The sequence below is a fragment of the Roseovarius sp. genome, from assembly GCF_027019125.1.
Lineage (GTDB): Bacteria > Pseudomonadota > Alphaproteobacteria > Rhodobacterales > Rhodobacteraceae > Roseovarius.
This window is the reverse complement of the sequence record NZ_JALUXE010000002.1, coordinates 410,392-426,168: the sequence shown is the minus strand read 5'-3', so window position 1 is coordinate 426,168 and position 15,777 is coordinate 410,392. Positions and strand designations below refer to the sequence as shown.

Sequence of the window (15,777 nt, the reverse complement as noted above, 5' to 3'; positions counted from 1 at the left end):
ATGGCAACCATTCTGTTATCCGCTGCGGGGGCAGCGATTGGCGGCGCGGTGGGCGGCACGGCGCTTGGCCTGTCGTCGGTGGCGATCGGGCGCTTTGCCGGGGCAGTCATCGGCCGTTCGATTGACCAACGGCTGTTGGGGCAAGGATCGGAAGTGGTCGAGACAGGGCGCGTCAGCCGGTTGCGCCTGACCGGCGCGGGCGAAGGTGATGCCATCCCGCAGGTTTACGGGCGCATGCGTGTGGGCGGACAGGTGATCTGGGCCACCGAGTTTCGCGAAAATGTCACCGTAACCCAGGGCAGCCGGGGCGGTGGCAAGGGCAATCCCCGCCCCGCCACACCAGACACGCGGGCGATCAGCTATTCGCTGAGTTTGGCGCTTGCGCTCTGCGAGGGTGAGATTACCCGTGTCGCAAGGGTCTGGGCGGATGGGACCGAGGTGGCCCCCAGCAGTCTCAACATGCAGGTCTACAAAGGCACGCGCGATCAATTGCCCGATCCCCGGATCGAGGCGGTGGAAGGGGCGGGCAACGTGCCCGCCTATCGTGGCACCGCCTATGTGGTGATCGAGGATCTGGACATCAGCCAATTTGGAAACCGTGTTCCACAGTTCAGTTTCGAGGTGTGCCGCCCGTCGCAGGCGGGCAGCCCGGGGGCCGATCTTGATCCGGTGCGGGCGGTGCGGGGCGTGGCGTTGCTGCCCGGCACGGGGGAATACGCGCTGGCCACGACGCCGGTCACGATGAATTTTGGCCTTGGATCGAACGGGATTGCCAATATCAACAGCCCCTCCGCACGCGCGGACATGGCCACGGCGCTGGAGGGGCTTGTCGAGGAATTGCCGGCCTGTGGGGCGGTGTCGCTGATTGTGAGCTGGTTCGGGGACGATCTGCGGTGCGGGGTTTGCCAGATCAGGCCGAGGGTGGAGAAAAAGCAATTCGAGGCGACGAACATGCCCTGGCGAGTTTCAAGCCTGAGCCGTGCCGAGGCGGGTGAGGTGCCCAAGGATACGCAGGGCCGCCAGGTCTATGGCGGCACGCCGACCGATCAGGCGGTCATCGAGGCCATTCTGGCGTTGCAACAGGCTGGGCAAGAGGTGCTCTACTATCCGTTCATCCTGATGGAGCAGATGCCGGGGAATGGCTTGCCCGATCCGTGGAGCGGGGCCGTGGATCAGGCGGTGCTGCCGTGGCGCGGGCGGATTACCACCTCAAAGGCACCCGGCCAGGCGGATAGCCCGGATCAGACGGCAGCGGCTGAGACCGAGGTTGCGGCGTTTTTCGGCACCGCGCGCGCCGCCGATTTCACGGTGACGCCGATTGCTGCGAATGTGGCAGAGAGCCCCGGCACCGGCGCGCTCAACCTTCTGAGTTTTGGCGGCGCGGTCAAGCAAAGCCCGGTGGCCTATCATGGCCCCGATGAGTGGTCTTACCGGCGGTTCATCCTGCATCAGGCCGCACTTTGTGCTGCTGTGGGGGGCGTCGAAAGCTTTTGCATCGGGTCTGAAATGCGTGGCCTCACGCAGATCCGGGGGGCAAACAACAGCTTTCCGGCTGTTGCGCAGCTGATTGCCTTGGCGGCAGAGGTGCGCGAGGTGCTGGGGCCAGAGGTCAAGATCAGCTATGCGGCTGATTGGTCGGAATATTTCGGTTATCAACCGGGGAATGGGGATCGGTTCTTTCACCTCGATCCCCTGTGGGCGGATGGCAATATCGACTTTATCGGCATCGACAATTACATGCCGCTCAGTGATTGGCGCGAAGGGGACGCGCATCTTGACGCGCGAGACTGGCCGTCGATCTATGATCTGGACTATCTGCAAGGCAATATCGCGGGGGGTGAGGGCTATGACTGGTTCTACCCAACGGCGGAGGCGCGCGCGGCGCAGCGCCGTGTGCCGATCACGGATGAGGCCCATGGCGAGCCGTGGATCTGGCGGTTCAAGGATTTGCGAAGCTGGTGGGAGAACCGGCATTTTGACCGGGTGGGCGGGCTGCGTGCGCCTGCGCCAACCGCATGGGTGCCGCAATCGAAACCGATCCGTTTTACCGAATATGGCTGCGCCGCGGTGGACAAGGGCACCAATGAGCCGAACAAGTTTCTCGACCCCAAATCGTCGGAGTCGCGCCTGCCGAGGCATTCGACAGGGCAGCGGGATGAGTTGATCCAGTTGCAATACTTGCGGGCTATGGCGGCCTTTTGGACTGATCCGGCGCGGAACCCACAGTCAGAGGAATTCAACGGGCGGATGGTCGATATGGATCACGCCTATGTTTGGGCGTGGGACGCGCGACCTTATCCCTATTTTCCGAGCAATCTCGACCTTTGGTCCGATGGCAGCAATTATGCGCGCGGGCATTGGATCAATGGCCGGGTAAGCGGGCGGCGATTGGCGGATGTGGTTGCGGAAGTGGCGGCGCGCGCAGGTCTGCGGGATCTGGACACAAGCCGTGCCGAGGGGTTCTTGCGCGGCTATCTGGTGGATCAGGTCACGGAGGCGCGCGCAACTCTGCAACCCTTGATGCTGGCCTATGGTCTTGATGCCATCGAGCGGGGTGGAGTGCTCGAATTCCGCAAGCGGGACGGGCGCGCGGATCATGCTGTCGATCTCGATCGGGTGGTGCGGGATCCGGAATTGGGGGGCGTGATAGACGAACTGCGAGGCAGCGATCTGGAACTTGCGGGACGGGTGCGATTGCGGTTTCTGCAGGCGGATGCCGATTATGAGGCGATTTCGGAAGAGGCCATCCTGCCCGATGAGGTGACGCATGCGGTGGCAACCTCGGAAATGCCGCTGGCGCTGACGCGAGCCGAGGGGCGGCAGGTGGTGGAACGCTGGCTTTCGGAAGCGCGGCTGTCGGTGGATACGCTGCGCTTGACGTTGCCGCCCTCGCAGCTGGCCGTCGGCGCGGGGGATGTGATTGAAATGCCCAAAGGCGACGGTGGCGTGCGGTTTCGGATCGACCGGGTTGAGCAGATGGGCAATGCGCAGCGCTGCGATGCGGTGCGGATCGACCCTGAGAGCTATCGGCCCATTCTGATCGAGGACAGCCCGGCGCGGTTGCGCCCTTTCGTGGCGCCGGGGCCTGTGACCCCGCTGTTCCTCGATCTGCCGCTCTTGACTGGCGAGGAGTTGCCGCACGCACCGCATATCGCGGTACTGGCCAATCCCTGGCCCGGCAGCGCGGCGATCTATTCTTCGGTTGAGGACGCCAATTACCGGCTCAACACCTTGGTCGCAGCGCGTAGCACGGTTGGGGTGACGCAAACGCCGCTCTTGCCGGCACCCATGGGCCGGATCGACCGGGGCGATGGGCTATTCGTGCGGATGCGCTTCGGGGTTTTGGAGAGCGTGGGCGATGCGGCGCTCTTGAACGGTGGCAATCTCTGCGCCATCGGCGACGGCACGCCGGGGGGCTGGGAATTGTTCCAGTTCCGGGATGCGGAGTTGGTGGCACCGGATACTTATGTTCTGCGTCACCGGCTGCGCGGACAGGCGGGAACGGAACGGGCAGGCGGTGGCGTCTGGCCTGCTGGGTCTCTTGTGGTGCGGCTCAACGGCGTGCCGCAGCAGATCGAGTTGGCGGAGGCGCAGCGCGGACAGGCGTTGCACTACCGGATCGGGCCGGGGGGACGGCCGGTGGACGATCCAAGTTTCGCCCATGCGGTGATTGCCTTTGATGGGGTAGGTCTGCGGCCCTACGCGCCGGTGCATCTGCGTGTCAGCGAGAAAGGGGGCGATTTACACGTAACATGGATCAGGCGCACGCGGATCGGTGGGGATCGTTGGGACACGCCCGAGGTCCCGCTTGGCGAAGAGAGCGAGCGCTATCTCATGCGGGTGATGCGGGGGACGCAGATCCTGAGAGAGGTCACGCTGGAGCGCCCGGATTGGATTTATCCGGCGTCGGCGCGGCAATCGGATGGGCCGGATGCGGGAAAAAGGATCGAAGTGGCGCAAATCTCGGCCAGTTTCGGGCTGGGCACATTCGCGGTCCGTGACCTATGACACAGGCGCGCCGCGTCAGCGCGATTGCAGACCGATGAGCAGGGGCGGGCGGTGATCCCGCCCCGTTTTCAGTCAGCTCGAAGTTTGCGGCACGCAGCTATTGGTCGCTGCGTCCCAAGCGGTGCCTGCAATGCAGGAAATCGCCTGTTTCTGCTTGGTGTAGTTGCACCCACCCGTCGCCAAGGCGAGGCTGGGTGTGACGACAAGCGCGAGGGCGGCCAATCCGAATTTCAGCTTCATCATATGTCTCCCTGTTCAACAGGGGTCCAGAGTATCATGATTCCTCAAAAACCCGGGCGAAAATCGTGTCCACGTGCTTGGTGTGATAGCCCAAGTCGAATTTTTCAGCAATTTCCGCCGGGGAGAGTGCTGCTGTGACCTCTGCATCATTCAGCAACTCGGTTTTGAAATCGCAGCCGGTTTCCCAGACCTTGAGCGCATTGCGCTGCACGAGGCGATAGGCGTCTTCGCGGCTGACACCAGCCTGGGTGAGGGCGAGGAGCACGCGCTGGCTCATCACGAGGCCGGGAAACTTGTTCATGTTGGCCATCATGTTGTCCGGGTAGACCAACAGCTTGTCGATGACATTGGTCAGGCGGGCAAGCGCGAAATCGAGCGTGATCGTGGCATCCGGGCCGATCATGCGCTCGACCGAGCTGTGCGAGATGTCGCGCTCGTGCCAGAGTGCCACGTTCTCCATCGCGGGCACAACGGCCATGCGCACGAGGCGCGCCAGTCCGGTGAGGTTCTCGGTCAGCACCGGGTTTTTCTTGTGCGGCATGGCGGACGAGCCCTTTTGCCCCATCGAAAAGAACTCAGCAGCCTCGAGCACTTCGGTGCGTTGCATGTGGCGGATTTCGATGGCGACATTCTCGATCGACGAGGCGACGACGCCGAGGGCTGCGAAAAAGGCGGCGTGACGGTCGCGGGGGATCACCTGGGTGCTGATGGGCTCTGGTGTCAGGCCAAGCTGGGCGCAGACATGCGCCTCGACGCGCGGATCGATATTGGCAAAGGTGCCGACGGCACCGGAAATGGCGCCTGTGGCGATCTCTTCGCGGGCGGTGCGCAGGCGGCGCAGGTTGCGCTGCATTTCGGCGTAGAACCGGGCAAATGTCAGACCCATGGTGGTGGGTTCTGCGTGAATGCCGTGGCTGCGCCCGATGCGCAGCGTGTCCTTGTGCTCATAAGCGCGGCGCTTGAGGGCGGCCAGCAGCGCCTCCATATCCGCGATCAGGATATCGGCAGCGCGGGTCAACTGGATGTTGAAACAGGTATCGAGCACGTCCGAAGATGTCATGCCCTGATGCACAAAGCGCGCCTCTTCCGAGCCAACATGCTCGGCCAGATGGGTGAGGAAGGCGATGACATCGTGTTTTGTCTCGGCCTCGATCTCGTCGATCCGCGCGACGTTGAACTCGACATCCTTGGCTTTCCAAACCGCTTGCGCGTTCTCACGCGGGATCACGCCCAGAGCAGCCATGGCGTCGCACGCATGCGCCTCGATTTCGAACCAGATGCGGAATTTGGTGGCGGGTTCCCAGATGGCGACCATATCGGGGCGGGAATAACGGGGTATCATGCGGCGATCCTTGATGAGACTAACGGGATTTGCCGCGCTTGTAGTCGCAAGAGGGGGGCGCGGCAAGCCGCGCGGCGGGATCCCGGATCAGGCCGCCAAGAGAAGGATCGGCAAGAACGCGAGCGCCAAGGCTCCAAAGCCGAAATCGCCGCCACCGCCGCTGTCTCCGCCGTCAGAGGCGCCGGGGGCCGGGGTTGGGCTGTCCTCGGTGTCCTCGTCGGGCTCGATCATCGGAATCACGCTGTCGTTGCTGGCGAATGCCGACGTGTCGATGCGAAGGAAATCTTCGAAACTCACGACATTGTCCGTGGTGGGCGCGTCTAACGTTTGCACGTCGAAATCGTCAGACGTGTCGTCAGTGTCCGCGACCATACGGGCCAGTGCGGCGGTGAAGACCGGGTTGGTCATCTCGATCATGAGAATCTCGTGAGGTGCCAGTTCAGCGATCAGGATGCCGTCCTGAATGAGGTTTTCGGCGTTCTCGGTTGTCACGACCGGCTCTGCGGTGGATTCGCTCGGGTTTTCGCCTTCGGCCACACCGAGGCGTGTGATTTCAACATCACCCACATCCCGCAGGATGTTCATGAAGTCGACCACTTCTTCTGTTTCGGTATCGCTGGTGGAGACAACGAAAGTAACCAGACGGTCAGGGGCATAGAATACGTGCACATCTGCCGTTTCGCCGGACAATTCCGTTTCGCGCCCCTCGCTGCCGGCGAGGCCGAGGGGGCGGGTGCCGGGCAGGGTTTCGTTCATCATGCGAAACATTTCGCCGGGCACACGGATGTCTGCATCGCCTTCGCCATCGGCCAGGCCGGTGCGGCTGTTCATCTGAAGCGGCCAGACATGCGCGGCATCGACCCCACCCCAGGAAAACGCCTCGAGGACATTGAGCATTTCATGGGCTTGCTTGAGGCCGAACTCTTCTTGCGGGTCATCGGACACCGAGCGCTTGAGGTTCCATTCGGTCGCGTAGATGTCCAGCCCCGGCATTTCCTTGAGCCAGGTATCGGCAATCTGCGACAGTTCGAAATACCGGCTGTTGGGCGTGTCCGCACCTTTGGAATAGATATGGGCAACGACGCCGTCGATGGCGCTTTGTTCCGCGCTGGTGTCGAATTCGCTCAAGATAACGGCATTGGCAACCTTGGCCCAGGCCACATGACCGGAGGAATAGATGTATTCTTCTTCTGACAGGTTCAGACCATAGGCGTCATTCAGTTCGGCAAGTTGCTCTTCGCCAGATCCCGTGAACAGGTTCGACAGGGCGAACTGACCGTAGTTCGTGCCCATCTGAACCAGAATGTCGGTTTCTGACAGATGTTCGGCGTCGGGGTGATGACGGATCTCGTCCTTGATGATAACGGCCATTTTCGACGAGAGGCGGCCATATTCAAAGGTGTTCATGCCTCCGCTGCCCCAGTATTCGTTGCCGATCTCGATGGCTTGAATATCGGGCGCGCCGTAACGTCCGTCGAACACGTCGCGCAGGAACCCGCGCAGGGCCGCTTCGTCGATATCGGGCAGGCGATTACCATTGTCGTCCACCTCGTCGCTCAGGAAATGCCGGGTGGGCAGCACGATCGTGACAGCGATCCCTTCCTCTTCGGCAAAGCCGAGTGCATCGCTGATTGGCAGGAATGAGGTTTGCTCGCCGGTTTCGGAATTCACCGCGACATCGCTGTCCGGGTTGCGGATGTCGAAGTAATATTCGGTGAGGCTGCCGCCGGGATAGCGGACATGTTCAACGCCGAGCGCGCGCGCAACGTTGTCATACGTACCGTCTTCCCCGACTCGGTCACGCAGAGCAAGCGAGTTGGCGCCGAAGTGAGCCTGTGAAAAGGTCGTATCGGACAGATAACCCGCTGAAATCGTGAATGACATTCTAACCCCCGGTATCCAATCGTGCCGCCAGAGGACGCTGTTCATCGGTGTGGATGGTGCCTGATCAGGGCAGCGCATAACTCTGGCAGTTAATGGAATTTCTAAGGAAAACAGGGATTTAAGATACTATTCGGCCGGATAGCCGATGCTTCTGGATAGGGTGTTAACCATGTTTCCGAGTTTGGTCTGATTGTTGCATTTTCTTGTCCCTTCGCGCGGCGGGACCGACGGCACGCACACTGCCGCTGCACAAATTATGCTGGAAAATCAGGCCAATTATCCTAAACCGCGCGATTTGAGCCTCTTGGTGAGCACGAGCGAGCCAAGAGGGTCCGGTGAGACATATTTACACGCCGCTTTCGCGCAGGGGCCTGGGGAGGCAAGGGAATCACCGGGGTCAATGGCCTTGTTTTCCCGACTTGCGGTGCCGCGCGACTCGGGTGACATCCCCTAACAGCCCATATTGCACCGCCTCTGCCACCCCTCTATATCCGGCCCCATGTTGGACACCCTTTCAAACCGCCCCGATCTGCCTGCAGAGATTGCCCGCCGCCGCACCTTTGCGATCATTTCGCATCCCGATGCGGGCAAGACGACCTTGACCGAAAAGTTCCTCCTTTATGGGGGCGCCATCCAGATGGCCGGGCAAGTGCGCGCCAAGGGCGAGGCGCGGCGCACGCGCTCTGACTTCATGCAGATGGAAAAGGACCGGGGCATTTCGGTCTCGGCTTCGGCCATGTCTTTCGACTTTGGCCGCTTTCGCTTCAATCTCGTGGATACGCCCGGCCACTCGGATTTTTCCGAGGATACCTATCGAACACTGACCGCCGTCGATGCGGCTGTGATGGTGATCGACGGGGCCAAGGGGGTGGAGAGCCAGACCCAGAAACTCTTTGAGGTATGCCGTCTGCGCGATCTTCCGATCCTGACCTTCTGCAACAAGATGGACCGCGAGGCGCGCGATACGTTCGAGATCATCGACGAGATCCAGCAGAACCTTGCCATTGATGTAACCCCCGCAAGCTGGCCTATCGGCATGGGCCGCGATTTTGTCGGCTGTTACGACATGCTCAATGACCGGCTCGAACTGATGGACCGTGCCGACCGCAACAAGGTGGCGGAATCGATCAAGATCGACGGGTTGAACGATCCAAAGCTGGCCGCGCATGTTCCCGCCAACCTGATCGTCAAGCTGCGTGAAGAGATCGAGATGGCGCGCGAACTCTTGCCCGCGCTCGATCCGCAATCGGTGCTGGAGGGGCATATGACGCCCATCTGGTTCGGCTCCGCGATCAACTCCTTTGGCGTCAAGGAGCTGATGGAGGGCATCGGCACCTATGGCCCCGAACCGCAGGTGCAAAAGGCCAGCCCGCGCGCGATTGCGCCAGAAGAGACCGCCGTGACCGGCTTTGTCTTCAAGGTTCAGGCCAATATGGACCCCAAGCATCGCGATCGCGTGGCCTTTGTCCGACTCGCCTCGGGGCACTTCAAACGCGGTATGAAGCTCACGCATGTGCGCTCGAAGAAGCCGATTACGGTATCTGCGCCAGTGCTGTTCCTGGCGGCGGATCGGGAACTGGCAGAAGAGGCATGGGCCGGTGATATCATCGGCATTCCGAACCACGGTCAGTTGCGCATCGGTGATACGCTGACCGAAGGTGAGGCGCTGCGCGTCACGGGCATACCGTCCTTTGCGCCGGAACTGCTGCAACAGGCCCGCGCGGGCGACCCGATGAAGGCCAAGCATCTGGAAAAGGCGCTGATGCAATTCGCCGAAGAAGGGGCCGCCAAGGTCTTTAAACCGGCGTTCGGCTCGGGTTTCATCGTGGGCGTCGTGGGCGCACTGCAATTCGAGGTGCTGGCCAGCCGGATCGAGCTGGAGTATGGCCTGCCGGTGCGCTTTGAGGGATCACAATTCACCTCGGCACGGTGGGTATCGGGCGACAAGCTGGCGGTCGAGAAATTCACCGCTGCCAACAAGCAGCACATCGCCCATGATCATGATGGCGACATCGTCTATCTGACGCGCCTGCAATGGGACATTGATCGCGTTGCGCGGGATTACCCCGATGTCACGCTGACGGCGACCAAGGAAATGATGGTCTAGGCGGCCCGCCCGACCTAGAGCAGATGCCCCGATTTTGCGGCCTTGGTCGCAAGGTAGCCGTGGTTATGGGCGTTTTCGCCCAGTTTCAGCGGCACGCGCTCGATCACCTTGATGCCGTTCTGTTCCATCATCGCGATCTTGGCCGGGTTGTTGGTCAAGAGGCGCACCGAAGAAAACCCCATCAGCGACAGGATGCGCGCGCCAATGCGAAAATCGCGCTCGTCATCCTCAAAGCCCAGACGATGATTGGCCTCGACCGTATCGAAGCCCTGATCCTGCAGGCTGTAGGCACGCATCTTGTTGGCAAGGCCGATGCCGCGCCCCTCTTGGTTGAGGTAGAGCAGCACGCCAGCCCCTTCGGCCCCCATCTGTGCGAGTGCTCCGCGCAGTTGCGGGCCGCAATCGCATTTGAGGCTTCCCATCAGATCGCCGGTGAAACAGGCGGAGTGCAGCCGCGCCAGAACGGGCGCGTTGCGATCGGGCTGGCCGATCTCGATGGCGTAATGTTCCTCGCCGCCATCTTCGGGGCGAAAGATATGCAGCCGCCCCGCCTCGGACACGGAAAGCGGCAGGCGCGCGCTGACGACCGGATGCAGCGGGCTTGTCATCTCGAGCTGCGGGGCCGCAGCTGTGTCGAGCAGGGTGAGCCCGTGGCGGCGGGCAAATTCCGCGCCCTCGGTCAACGGCATCACCAATGCGGCAGGCAAGAGCCGCGCGGATTTCACCAGGCCGATGGCCAGCCGGTGCAGATCGACCGGGCCACCACGTTCGGATGTCAGGGGGCCCTTCATCGGGGTTCTGAGATCGTCCGCGGGATCGGCCACGGCGATGATCCAGCTGAGCGACACGTCGGGCGGCACGATCACCCGCGCAATATCACCATCATAGGCCCGTGCCTTGAGCGTGGCGGCACGGCGCGCGGTAATCGCCAGAACCGGTGCGCCACCCAAGGCCCGCAAATCCGCCAATCTTTGTGCCTCGAGCGTTTCCGCCGCCATGATCAGCGCTGCCCCTTCCGGCCCACGCAGCACCACGGGCACGCCCATGCGCAGGTCACTGCGTGCGCGTGCGGCAATTTCAGTGAGGTCCGGGGCAAGGCTCATGGGGGGCTCCTGTCTGTCAGCCTGACAGCGTTATAGTCTGACAGTGATATAGTCTTTTGTAATGAATGGAAAGAAATGCTCGCGTTGCAACACTAGGACGTGAGGGGAATGTTGCATATCTTGCCGCTTCGCCGCTTGTGCCGCATGGTCGGACAAAGAAAGAGGAACCCGATATGGCACAACTCAAAAAGATCCTGCTCGTGGATGACGATGACGACCTGCGCGAAGCGCTTGGCGAGCAACTGGTCATGACCGAGGACTTCGACGTGTTCGAGGCGTCAAGCGGTGCCTCAGCGATGAGCAAGGTCAAGGATATGATCTATGATCTCGTGATCCTCGATGTGGGGCTGCCCGATACGGATGGGCGCGAACTGTGCCGCCTGATGCGCAAGCAGGGAATCAAGGCACCGATTCTGATGCTGACAGGGCATGACGGCGATGCCGATACCATCCTGGGCCTCGATGCCGGGGCCAATGACTATATCACCAAGCCCTTCAAGTTCCCGGTGCTCTTGGCGCGCATACGCGCGCAATTGCGCCAGCATGAGCAATCGGAGGATGCCGTTTTCCAGCTGGGGCCGTATACGTTCAAGCCGGCAATGAAGATGCTGATCACCGATGACGAGCGCAAGGTAAGGTTGACGGAGAAGGAAACAAATATCCTTAAATATCTGTATCGTGCGACCGAAGGTGTGGTGCCACGCGACATCCTCTTGCACGAGGTTTGGGGATATAACGCGGGGGTCACGACCCACACGCTCGAGACTCATATCTACCGGCTGCGGCAGAAAATCGAACCCGATCCCGGTAATGCGCGGCTACTGGTCACGGAATCGGGCGGCTACCGACTTGTGGTCTAAAAGGCACGATATCTTGACCAAGATCAAAGTCGTATCTGCGGATCAGGTTTAATCTGCTATCATCCGTGATGTGTGCGGTTACACACATGAACCTCCCTGTTGGACTGCCCCGGCCCCTGTGCCGGGGTTTCTTTTGTCTGGGGTGTGGTGTGATCCGGGACAATAGCGGCTGGAAACCGCGGACGCATCGCTCTACTGTCCGGGCGAACCGCACAGGAGACGCCAGATGCCCTTTACCCTCGCAACATGGAACATCAATTCGGTGCGACTGCGCGAAGGGCTGGTGGCGCGGCTGATGCAGGAAGAAGGGCCGGACATTCTATGCCTTCAGGAATGCAAGAGCCCGGTGGACAAGATGCCGCTCGCGGCTTTTGCCGAGCTTGGGTATGGCCATGTCGTGGCACGCGGACAAAAGGGCTATAACGGTGTCGCGATCCTCTCGAAGCTGCCGCTTGAGGATGCGGGCGACATGGATTTCGCAGATCTGGGCCACGCCCGGCATGTTGCGGCCCGACTCGAGAATGGTGTCGTGATCCATAACTTTTACGTCCCGGCCGGGGGCGACGTGCCTGACCGCAGCGTGAATGACAAGTTTGGCCAGAAACTCGATTACCTCACCGGGATGCGGGACTGGTTTCGCGACAGCCGCCCTGAAAAGGCGATCCTCGTTGGGGATCTCAACATCGCCCCGCGTGAGGATGACGTCTGGAATCACAAGCAACTGCTCAAGATCGTAAGCCACACGCCGATCGAGGTAGAGCATCTGAGCGATGTCATGGTGGCGGGCGGCTGGCAGGACGTGACCCGTGCCGATATTCCCGACGGACCGCTTTATAGCTGGTGGTCCTACCGCGCGAGCGATTGGGACGCAGCAGACAAGGGGCGCAGATTGGATCACGTATGGGCCAGTGACGACATTGCTCGGGCCGCGCATTCCAGCCGTGTCCTGCGCGCGGCACGGGGATGGGAGCAACCTTCGGATCACGCCCCGGTCTTTGCAACATTTGATCTTTGACACCGCCCGCCGCGCCCACATATAGGGGGCAAATCTCTGAAGGAGGCTGAACATGCTGGAACTGGGTAAAACCAAGAGCGCCCCCGGGGCGGACGACCTGATCAAGGATGTGTCCGAAGCCAGCTTCATGGCGGATGTCGTGGACGCGTCGCAAACCGTGCCGGTCATCGTTGATTTCTGGGCGCCGTGGTGTGGCCCCTGCAAGACCCTCGGCCCGGCGCTTGAGGCGGCCGTGAGCCGCGCCAAGGGCGCAGTCAAAATGGCAAAGGTCAATGTCGATCAGAACCAGATGATTGCGGGCCAGATGCGGGTACAGTCGATTCCAACGGTCTACGCCTTTTGGCAGGGTCAGCCGATTGACGGGTTTCAGGGGGCCTTGCCCCCGTCCGAGGTCGAGGCCTTTGTCGCGCGCGTGATCGCTGCGGCGGGCGGTGCGGCAGATGATGGACTGGACGAGGCATTGGATGCCGCCGATGAAATGCTAGAGACCGGCGCTGTGGCCGATGCAGCCCAAACCTATGCCGCAATCCTGCAAGAGGATCCGGTGAATGCGCGTGGCTACGCGGGCCTTGCGCGGGCGCATATCGCATTGGGCGAGCTTGATCAGGCCGAAGCGATCCTGAACGGTGCCCCGGCCGAGATCAGCCATGCCGCCGAGATTGACGCGGTCCATGCGCAATTGGCACTGGCACGTCAGGCACAGGATGCAGGACCAGTAAACGAGTTGCGGGCTGCGGTCGATGCCGATCCGGCAAACCCGCAGGCGCGTTTCGATCTGGCACAGGCGCTCTATGCCAATGGGCAGGCGCAAGAGGCGGTGGATGAATTGCTTGAATTGTTCCGTCGGGATCGCGAGTGGAACGACGGCGCGGCCAAGGCCCAGCTTTTCACCATCTTTGAGGCTCTCAAACCGAATGATCCGGTCCTGTTGAGCGGGCGGCGAAAATTGAGCTCGATGATATTTGCCTGAACCCTTGCACGGGCTAGGTTAGCGGCATGACACATACGCTCGATCTTCCTGAGATCATTCCCGTCTTTCCGCTGTCCGGTGCGCTCTTGTTGCCGCGCTCGCGCCTGCCACTGCATCTGTTCGAGCCGCGTTATCTGGCTATGCTCGAAGATGCGATCAAAACGCCGGGGCGGCTGATCGGAATGATCCAGCCCAACCGTGTTCCGGGGCGCGAAGGAGGCACCGGGCTGCATGCCATCGGCTGTGTCGGGCGCGTCACGCAATTCTCGGAGACCGAGGATGGGCGCTACATGATCACGCTCACCGGCCTGTCGCGCTTTCGCGTGCTGGAAGAGGTAGAGGGATTTACACCCTATCGCCGGGCGCGCGTATCATGGAGCGGGTTTGAGCGCGATTTGGGGCCAGTGGACAATGACCCCGGTTTCGACCGGCGCGCGTTTCTCAAACTGCTCGCGCGCTATTTCGAGGCGCGCGATCTTCAGACCGATTGGGATTCGCTGAAAGAGGCAGAGGATGAGCTGCTCATCAATTCGCTCTCTATGCTCTTGGGGTTCGAGCCCGAGGATAAGCAGGCTCTGCTCGAGGCCCCTTCGCTCAGCACACGGCGCGAGACGCTGGTGACATTGATCGAATATGTGCTGCGTGGCGGCGACAATGAGGATATGATGCAATGACGAATGATATGTCGCCGCCTTCAGCCTTTGACCGGCGAATGCTCGAGGCGCTCATCTGCCCGCAGACCCACAGCACGCTCGAGTATGATGCCGCGGCGCAGGAATTGATTAGCCGCGCCGCCAGCCTTGCCTTTCCGATCCGCAACGGCATCCCGGTCATGCTTATCGACGAAGCGCGCAGCCTTGATTAAGGCGCACGCACGGCGGTCAGGTCGAAGCTGACATCGACCCCGAAACCGAGCGACTTCTCGTCTTTTACACCGTTACCGATATTGAAGTTGCGCCTGTCCAAGGCGAGCGTGCCTTTTGCCGTGGCATTATCGCCTGTGATGGTCAGATCGAAAGGCATCTCGACCGGCACGGATTGATCGCGGATGGTCAGCGTGCCGCGCGCCACCGGGCCGCTATCGGTGCCCATCAGATCGGCCGCAAAAACGGCGGTTGGGAACTCGGTCGTGTTGAAGAAATCCGCCCCCATCGCCTGTTGTGTGACCGAACCAAGCGAGAGCGAGGCGATGCTGATCGTCACGGTGACATCGCCGTGTATGCCATCTGCATCCGGAGTTTCCGAATAGGCGATCTCGGCGGTCCATTCGCCAAAGCTGCCGGTCACGGCGGAGCCCAATTGTTGCACTGTGATCTGCAATTGGCCGCTTTCGACCTGCCAATCGCTCTCGACGGCCGCCAGCGTGGCGGGTCCATCCTCGGCGCTACCGAACCAGCCAAGCGCCGCAGCGCCCCCCAGCGTTCCGAGCCAGACCGCCACAGCGGCCACCATGGGCAGGATGTGATTGGGTTGGCGTGCGGTGGGAATCGCGTCGATGCGCCCGGGCAACATCCGGCGCAGCGTGGCGTCGCCATCCAGGAGGTGATGCTTGAGCGCGCCGCCCACATGTGCGGCAATCGTTGCGACCAACACCAGCACAAACACAAAATGCAAGGTCGAGGCGAGGGCCGAGAGCGTTTCAGATTTGGGCACCAGCGGCAGGGACTGCCCCAGGGGCCACCAGATCGGCGCAAAACCAGAGGTTGCAGCATGATGCACCCAGCCCGAGAGCGGGACCAGCACCAAGGAGCCATAGAGTAACCAATGTGCGGTTTCTGCGGCCCAGGCCTCGATCCCGCGATCGCCGTTGAGCAATCCGGGTTTGGGCTGCGACAGAGCCCAGAGGATACGTGCGAGCGCTACGAAGAAAATCGCCACACCAAGCGTTTTGTGGAGTGAAAACAGGAAAGTAGCCCGTGCGATCAACGGCTCTGTCGGGGATGTTGCCACCGCCTCTGCGACCTCTGTCGCATACCAGCCCAATGGCAGATTCGACAGGATCAAGAGCGCGGTGAGCCAATGAAAGCTCTTGGCGACACTGCCGTAGCTGGTGGCGGAATTGGTGCGTGGCATCGCGAATGTCCTCATGGTTGCAGCGCTACTCTAGCGGCATATGGCACGGGCGCAATCATCGCCCATGCACAGGGCCTCTGCGTCTTTGCGTGCCTGCTGAAAGGCGGTGCAACCTTCGGCAAAATTGGGCAAATACGTTGCTTTGGCCAGCGCGCCGATGTATCGGAGGACACTT

At 61.4% G+C, this 15,777-nt stretch carries 12 protein-coding genes; 7 read left to right on the top strand and 5 right to left on the bottom strand.

What is annotated here, in order from left to right; translation table 11 throughout:
• On the top strand, positions 1–4,008 hold the full coding sequence (locus tag MVC20_RS02275) for a glycoside hydrolase/phage tail family protein (RefSeq protein WP_297538026.1): 4,008 nt from the start codon (positions 1–3) through the stop codon (positions 4,006–4,008).
• A gap of 72 nt (positions 4,009–4,080) precedes the next feature.
• Here the strand turns inward: MVC20_RS02275 and MVC20_RS02270 are convergent, their stop codons facing one another.
• The 3 genes from MVC20_RS02270 to MVC20_RS02260 form a co-directional block, all read right to left on the bottom strand.
• Positions 4,081–4,248, bottom strand: a complete 168-nt coding sequence (locus MVC20_RS02270) for an adenylosuccinate lyase (protein ID WP_297538024.1) — start codon at positions 4,246–4,248, stop codon at positions 4,081–4,083.
• Positions 4,249–4,282: 34 nt separating this feature from the next.
• The gene (gene purB / locus MVC20_RS02265) at positions 4,283–5,590 is read right to left on the bottom strand and encodes an adenylosuccinate lyase (RefSeq protein ID WP_297538022.1); all 1,308 of its coding nucleotides are present in this window, start codon (positions 5,588–5,590) and stop codon (positions 4,283–4,285) included.
• An 87-nt stretch (positions 5,591–5,677) separates the two neighbouring features.
• Complete coding sequence (locus tag MVC20_RS02260) at positions 5,678–7,474, bottom strand: type I secretion protein (RefSeq protein ID WP_297538020.1); 1,797 nt, start codon at positions 7,472–7,474, stop codon at positions 5,678–5,680.
• Positions 7,475–7,973: 499 nt separating this feature from the next.
• Here MVC20_RS02260 and MVC20_RS02255 point away from each other — a divergent pair, with 499 nt between their 5' ends.
• Positions 7,974–9,581: a peptide chain release factor 3 gene (locus MVC20_RS02255; RefSeq protein WP_297538018.1), complete on the top strand. Its 1,608-nt coding sequence runs from the start codon at positions 7,974–7,976 to the stop codon at positions 9,579–9,581.
• A gap of 14 nt (positions 9,582–9,595) precedes the next feature.
• On the opposite strand, the gene ribA is transcribed toward MVC20_RS02255, so the two are convergent.
• Positions 9,596–10,684, bottom strand: a complete 1,089-nt coding sequence (gene ribA / locus MVC20_RS02250; RefSeq protein WP_297538016.1) for a GTP cyclohydrolase II — start codon at positions 10,682–10,684, stop codon at positions 9,596–9,598.
• A 173-nt stretch (positions 10,685–10,857) separates the two neighbouring features.
• On the opposite strand from ribA, the gene MVC20_RS02245 reads away from it, so the two are divergent.
• From MVC20_RS02245 to MVC20_RS02225, 5 genes are all read left to right on the top strand, one after another.
• A complete protein-coding gene (locus MVC20_RS02245) occupies positions 10,858–11,544 on the top strand; it encodes a response regulator transcription factor (RefSeq protein ID WP_297538014.1) in 687 nt (228 codons plus the stop codon).
• A 226-nt stretch (positions 11,545–11,770) separates the two neighbouring features.
• The gene (locus tag MVC20_RS02240) at positions 11,771–12,559 is read left to right on the top strand and encodes an exodeoxyribonuclease III (protein ID WP_297538012.1); all 789 of its coding nucleotides are present in this window, start codon (positions 11,771–11,773) and stop codon (positions 12,557–12,559) included.
• Between the two features lie 52 nt (positions 12,560–12,611).
• A complete protein-coding gene (locus MVC20_RS02235; RefSeq protein ID WP_297538010.1) occupies positions 12,612–13,529 on the top strand; it encodes a co-chaperone YbbN in 918 nt (305 codons plus the stop codon).
• Positions 13,530–13,555: 26 nt separating this feature from the next.
• Entirely contained in the window at positions 13,556–14,203 is a 648-nt protein-coding gene (locus tag MVC20_RS02230; protein WP_297538008.1) for an LON peptidase substrate-binding domain-containing protein, read from the top strand.
• A complete protein-coding gene (locus tag MVC20_RS02225; RefSeq protein WP_297538005.1) occupies positions 14,200–14,394 on the top strand; it encodes a Trm112 family protein in 195 nt (64 codons plus the stop codon). Before MVC20_RS02230 ends, MVC20_RS02225 begins: the two co-directional genes overlap by 4 nt.
• Here the strand turns inward: MVC20_RS02225 and MVC20_RS02220 are convergent.
• Positions 14,391–15,602, bottom strand: coding sequence for a cytochrome b/b6 domain-containing protein (locus tag MVC20_RS02220; RefSeq protein ID WP_297538003.1), 1,212 nt, complete (start codon positions 15,600–15,602; stop codon positions 14,391–14,393). The genes MVC20_RS02225 and MVC20_RS02220 overlap by 4 nt on opposite strands.
• Positions 15,603–15,777: the final 175 nt, after the last annotated feature.

Excerpts from the sequence above, each read along its gene's own strand:
- MVC20_RS02275 (WP_297538026.1), top strand. The coding sequence starts at position 1 with ATGGCAACCATTCTGTTATCCGCTGCGGGGGCAGCGATTGGCGGCGCG.
- MVC20_RS02230 (WP_297538008.1), top strand. The coding sequence starts at position 13,556 with ATGACACATACGCTCGATCTTCCTGAGATCATTCCCGTCTTTCCGCTG.
- MVC20_RS02270 (WP_297538024.1), bottom strand. The coding sequence starts at position 4,248 with ATGAAGCTGAAATTCGGATTGGCCGCCCTCGCGCTTGTCGTCACACCC.
- MVC20_RS02240 (WP_297538012.1), top strand. The coding sequence starts at position 11,771 with ATGCCCTTTACCCTCGCAACATGGAACATCAATTCGGTGCGACTGCGC.
- MVC20_RS02245 (WP_297538014.1), top strand. The coding sequence starts at position 10,858 with ATGGCACAACTCAAAAAGATCCTGCTCGTGGATGACGATGACGACCTG.
- ribA (WP_297538016.1), bottom strand. The coding sequence starts at position 10,684 with ATGAGCCTTGCCCCGGACCTCACTGAAATTGCCGCACGCGCACGCAGT.
- MVC20_RS02260 (WP_297538020.1), bottom strand. The coding sequence starts at position 7,474 with ATGTCATTCACGATTTCAGCGGGTTATCTGTCCGATACGACCTTTTCA.
- MVC20_RS02255 (WP_297538018.1), top strand. The coding sequence starts at position 7,974 with ATGTTGGACACCCTTTCAAACCGCCCCGATCTGCCTGCAGAGATTGCC.
- MVC20_RS02225 (WP_297538005.1), top strand. The coding sequence starts at position 14,200 with ATGACGAATGATATGTCGCCGCCTTCAGCCTTTGACCGGCGAATGCTC.
- purB (WP_297538022.1), bottom strand. The coding sequence starts at position 5,590 with ATGATACCCCGTTATTCCCGCCCCGATATGGTCGCCATCTGGGAACCC.
- MVC20_RS02235 (WP_297538010.1), top strand. The coding sequence starts at position 12,612 with ATGCTGGAACTGGGTAAAACCAAGAGCGCCCCCGGGGCGGACGACCTG.
- MVC20_RS02220 (WP_297538003.1), bottom strand. The coding sequence starts at position 15,602 with ATGCCACGCACCAATTCCGCCACCAGCTACGGCAGTGTCGCCAAGAGC.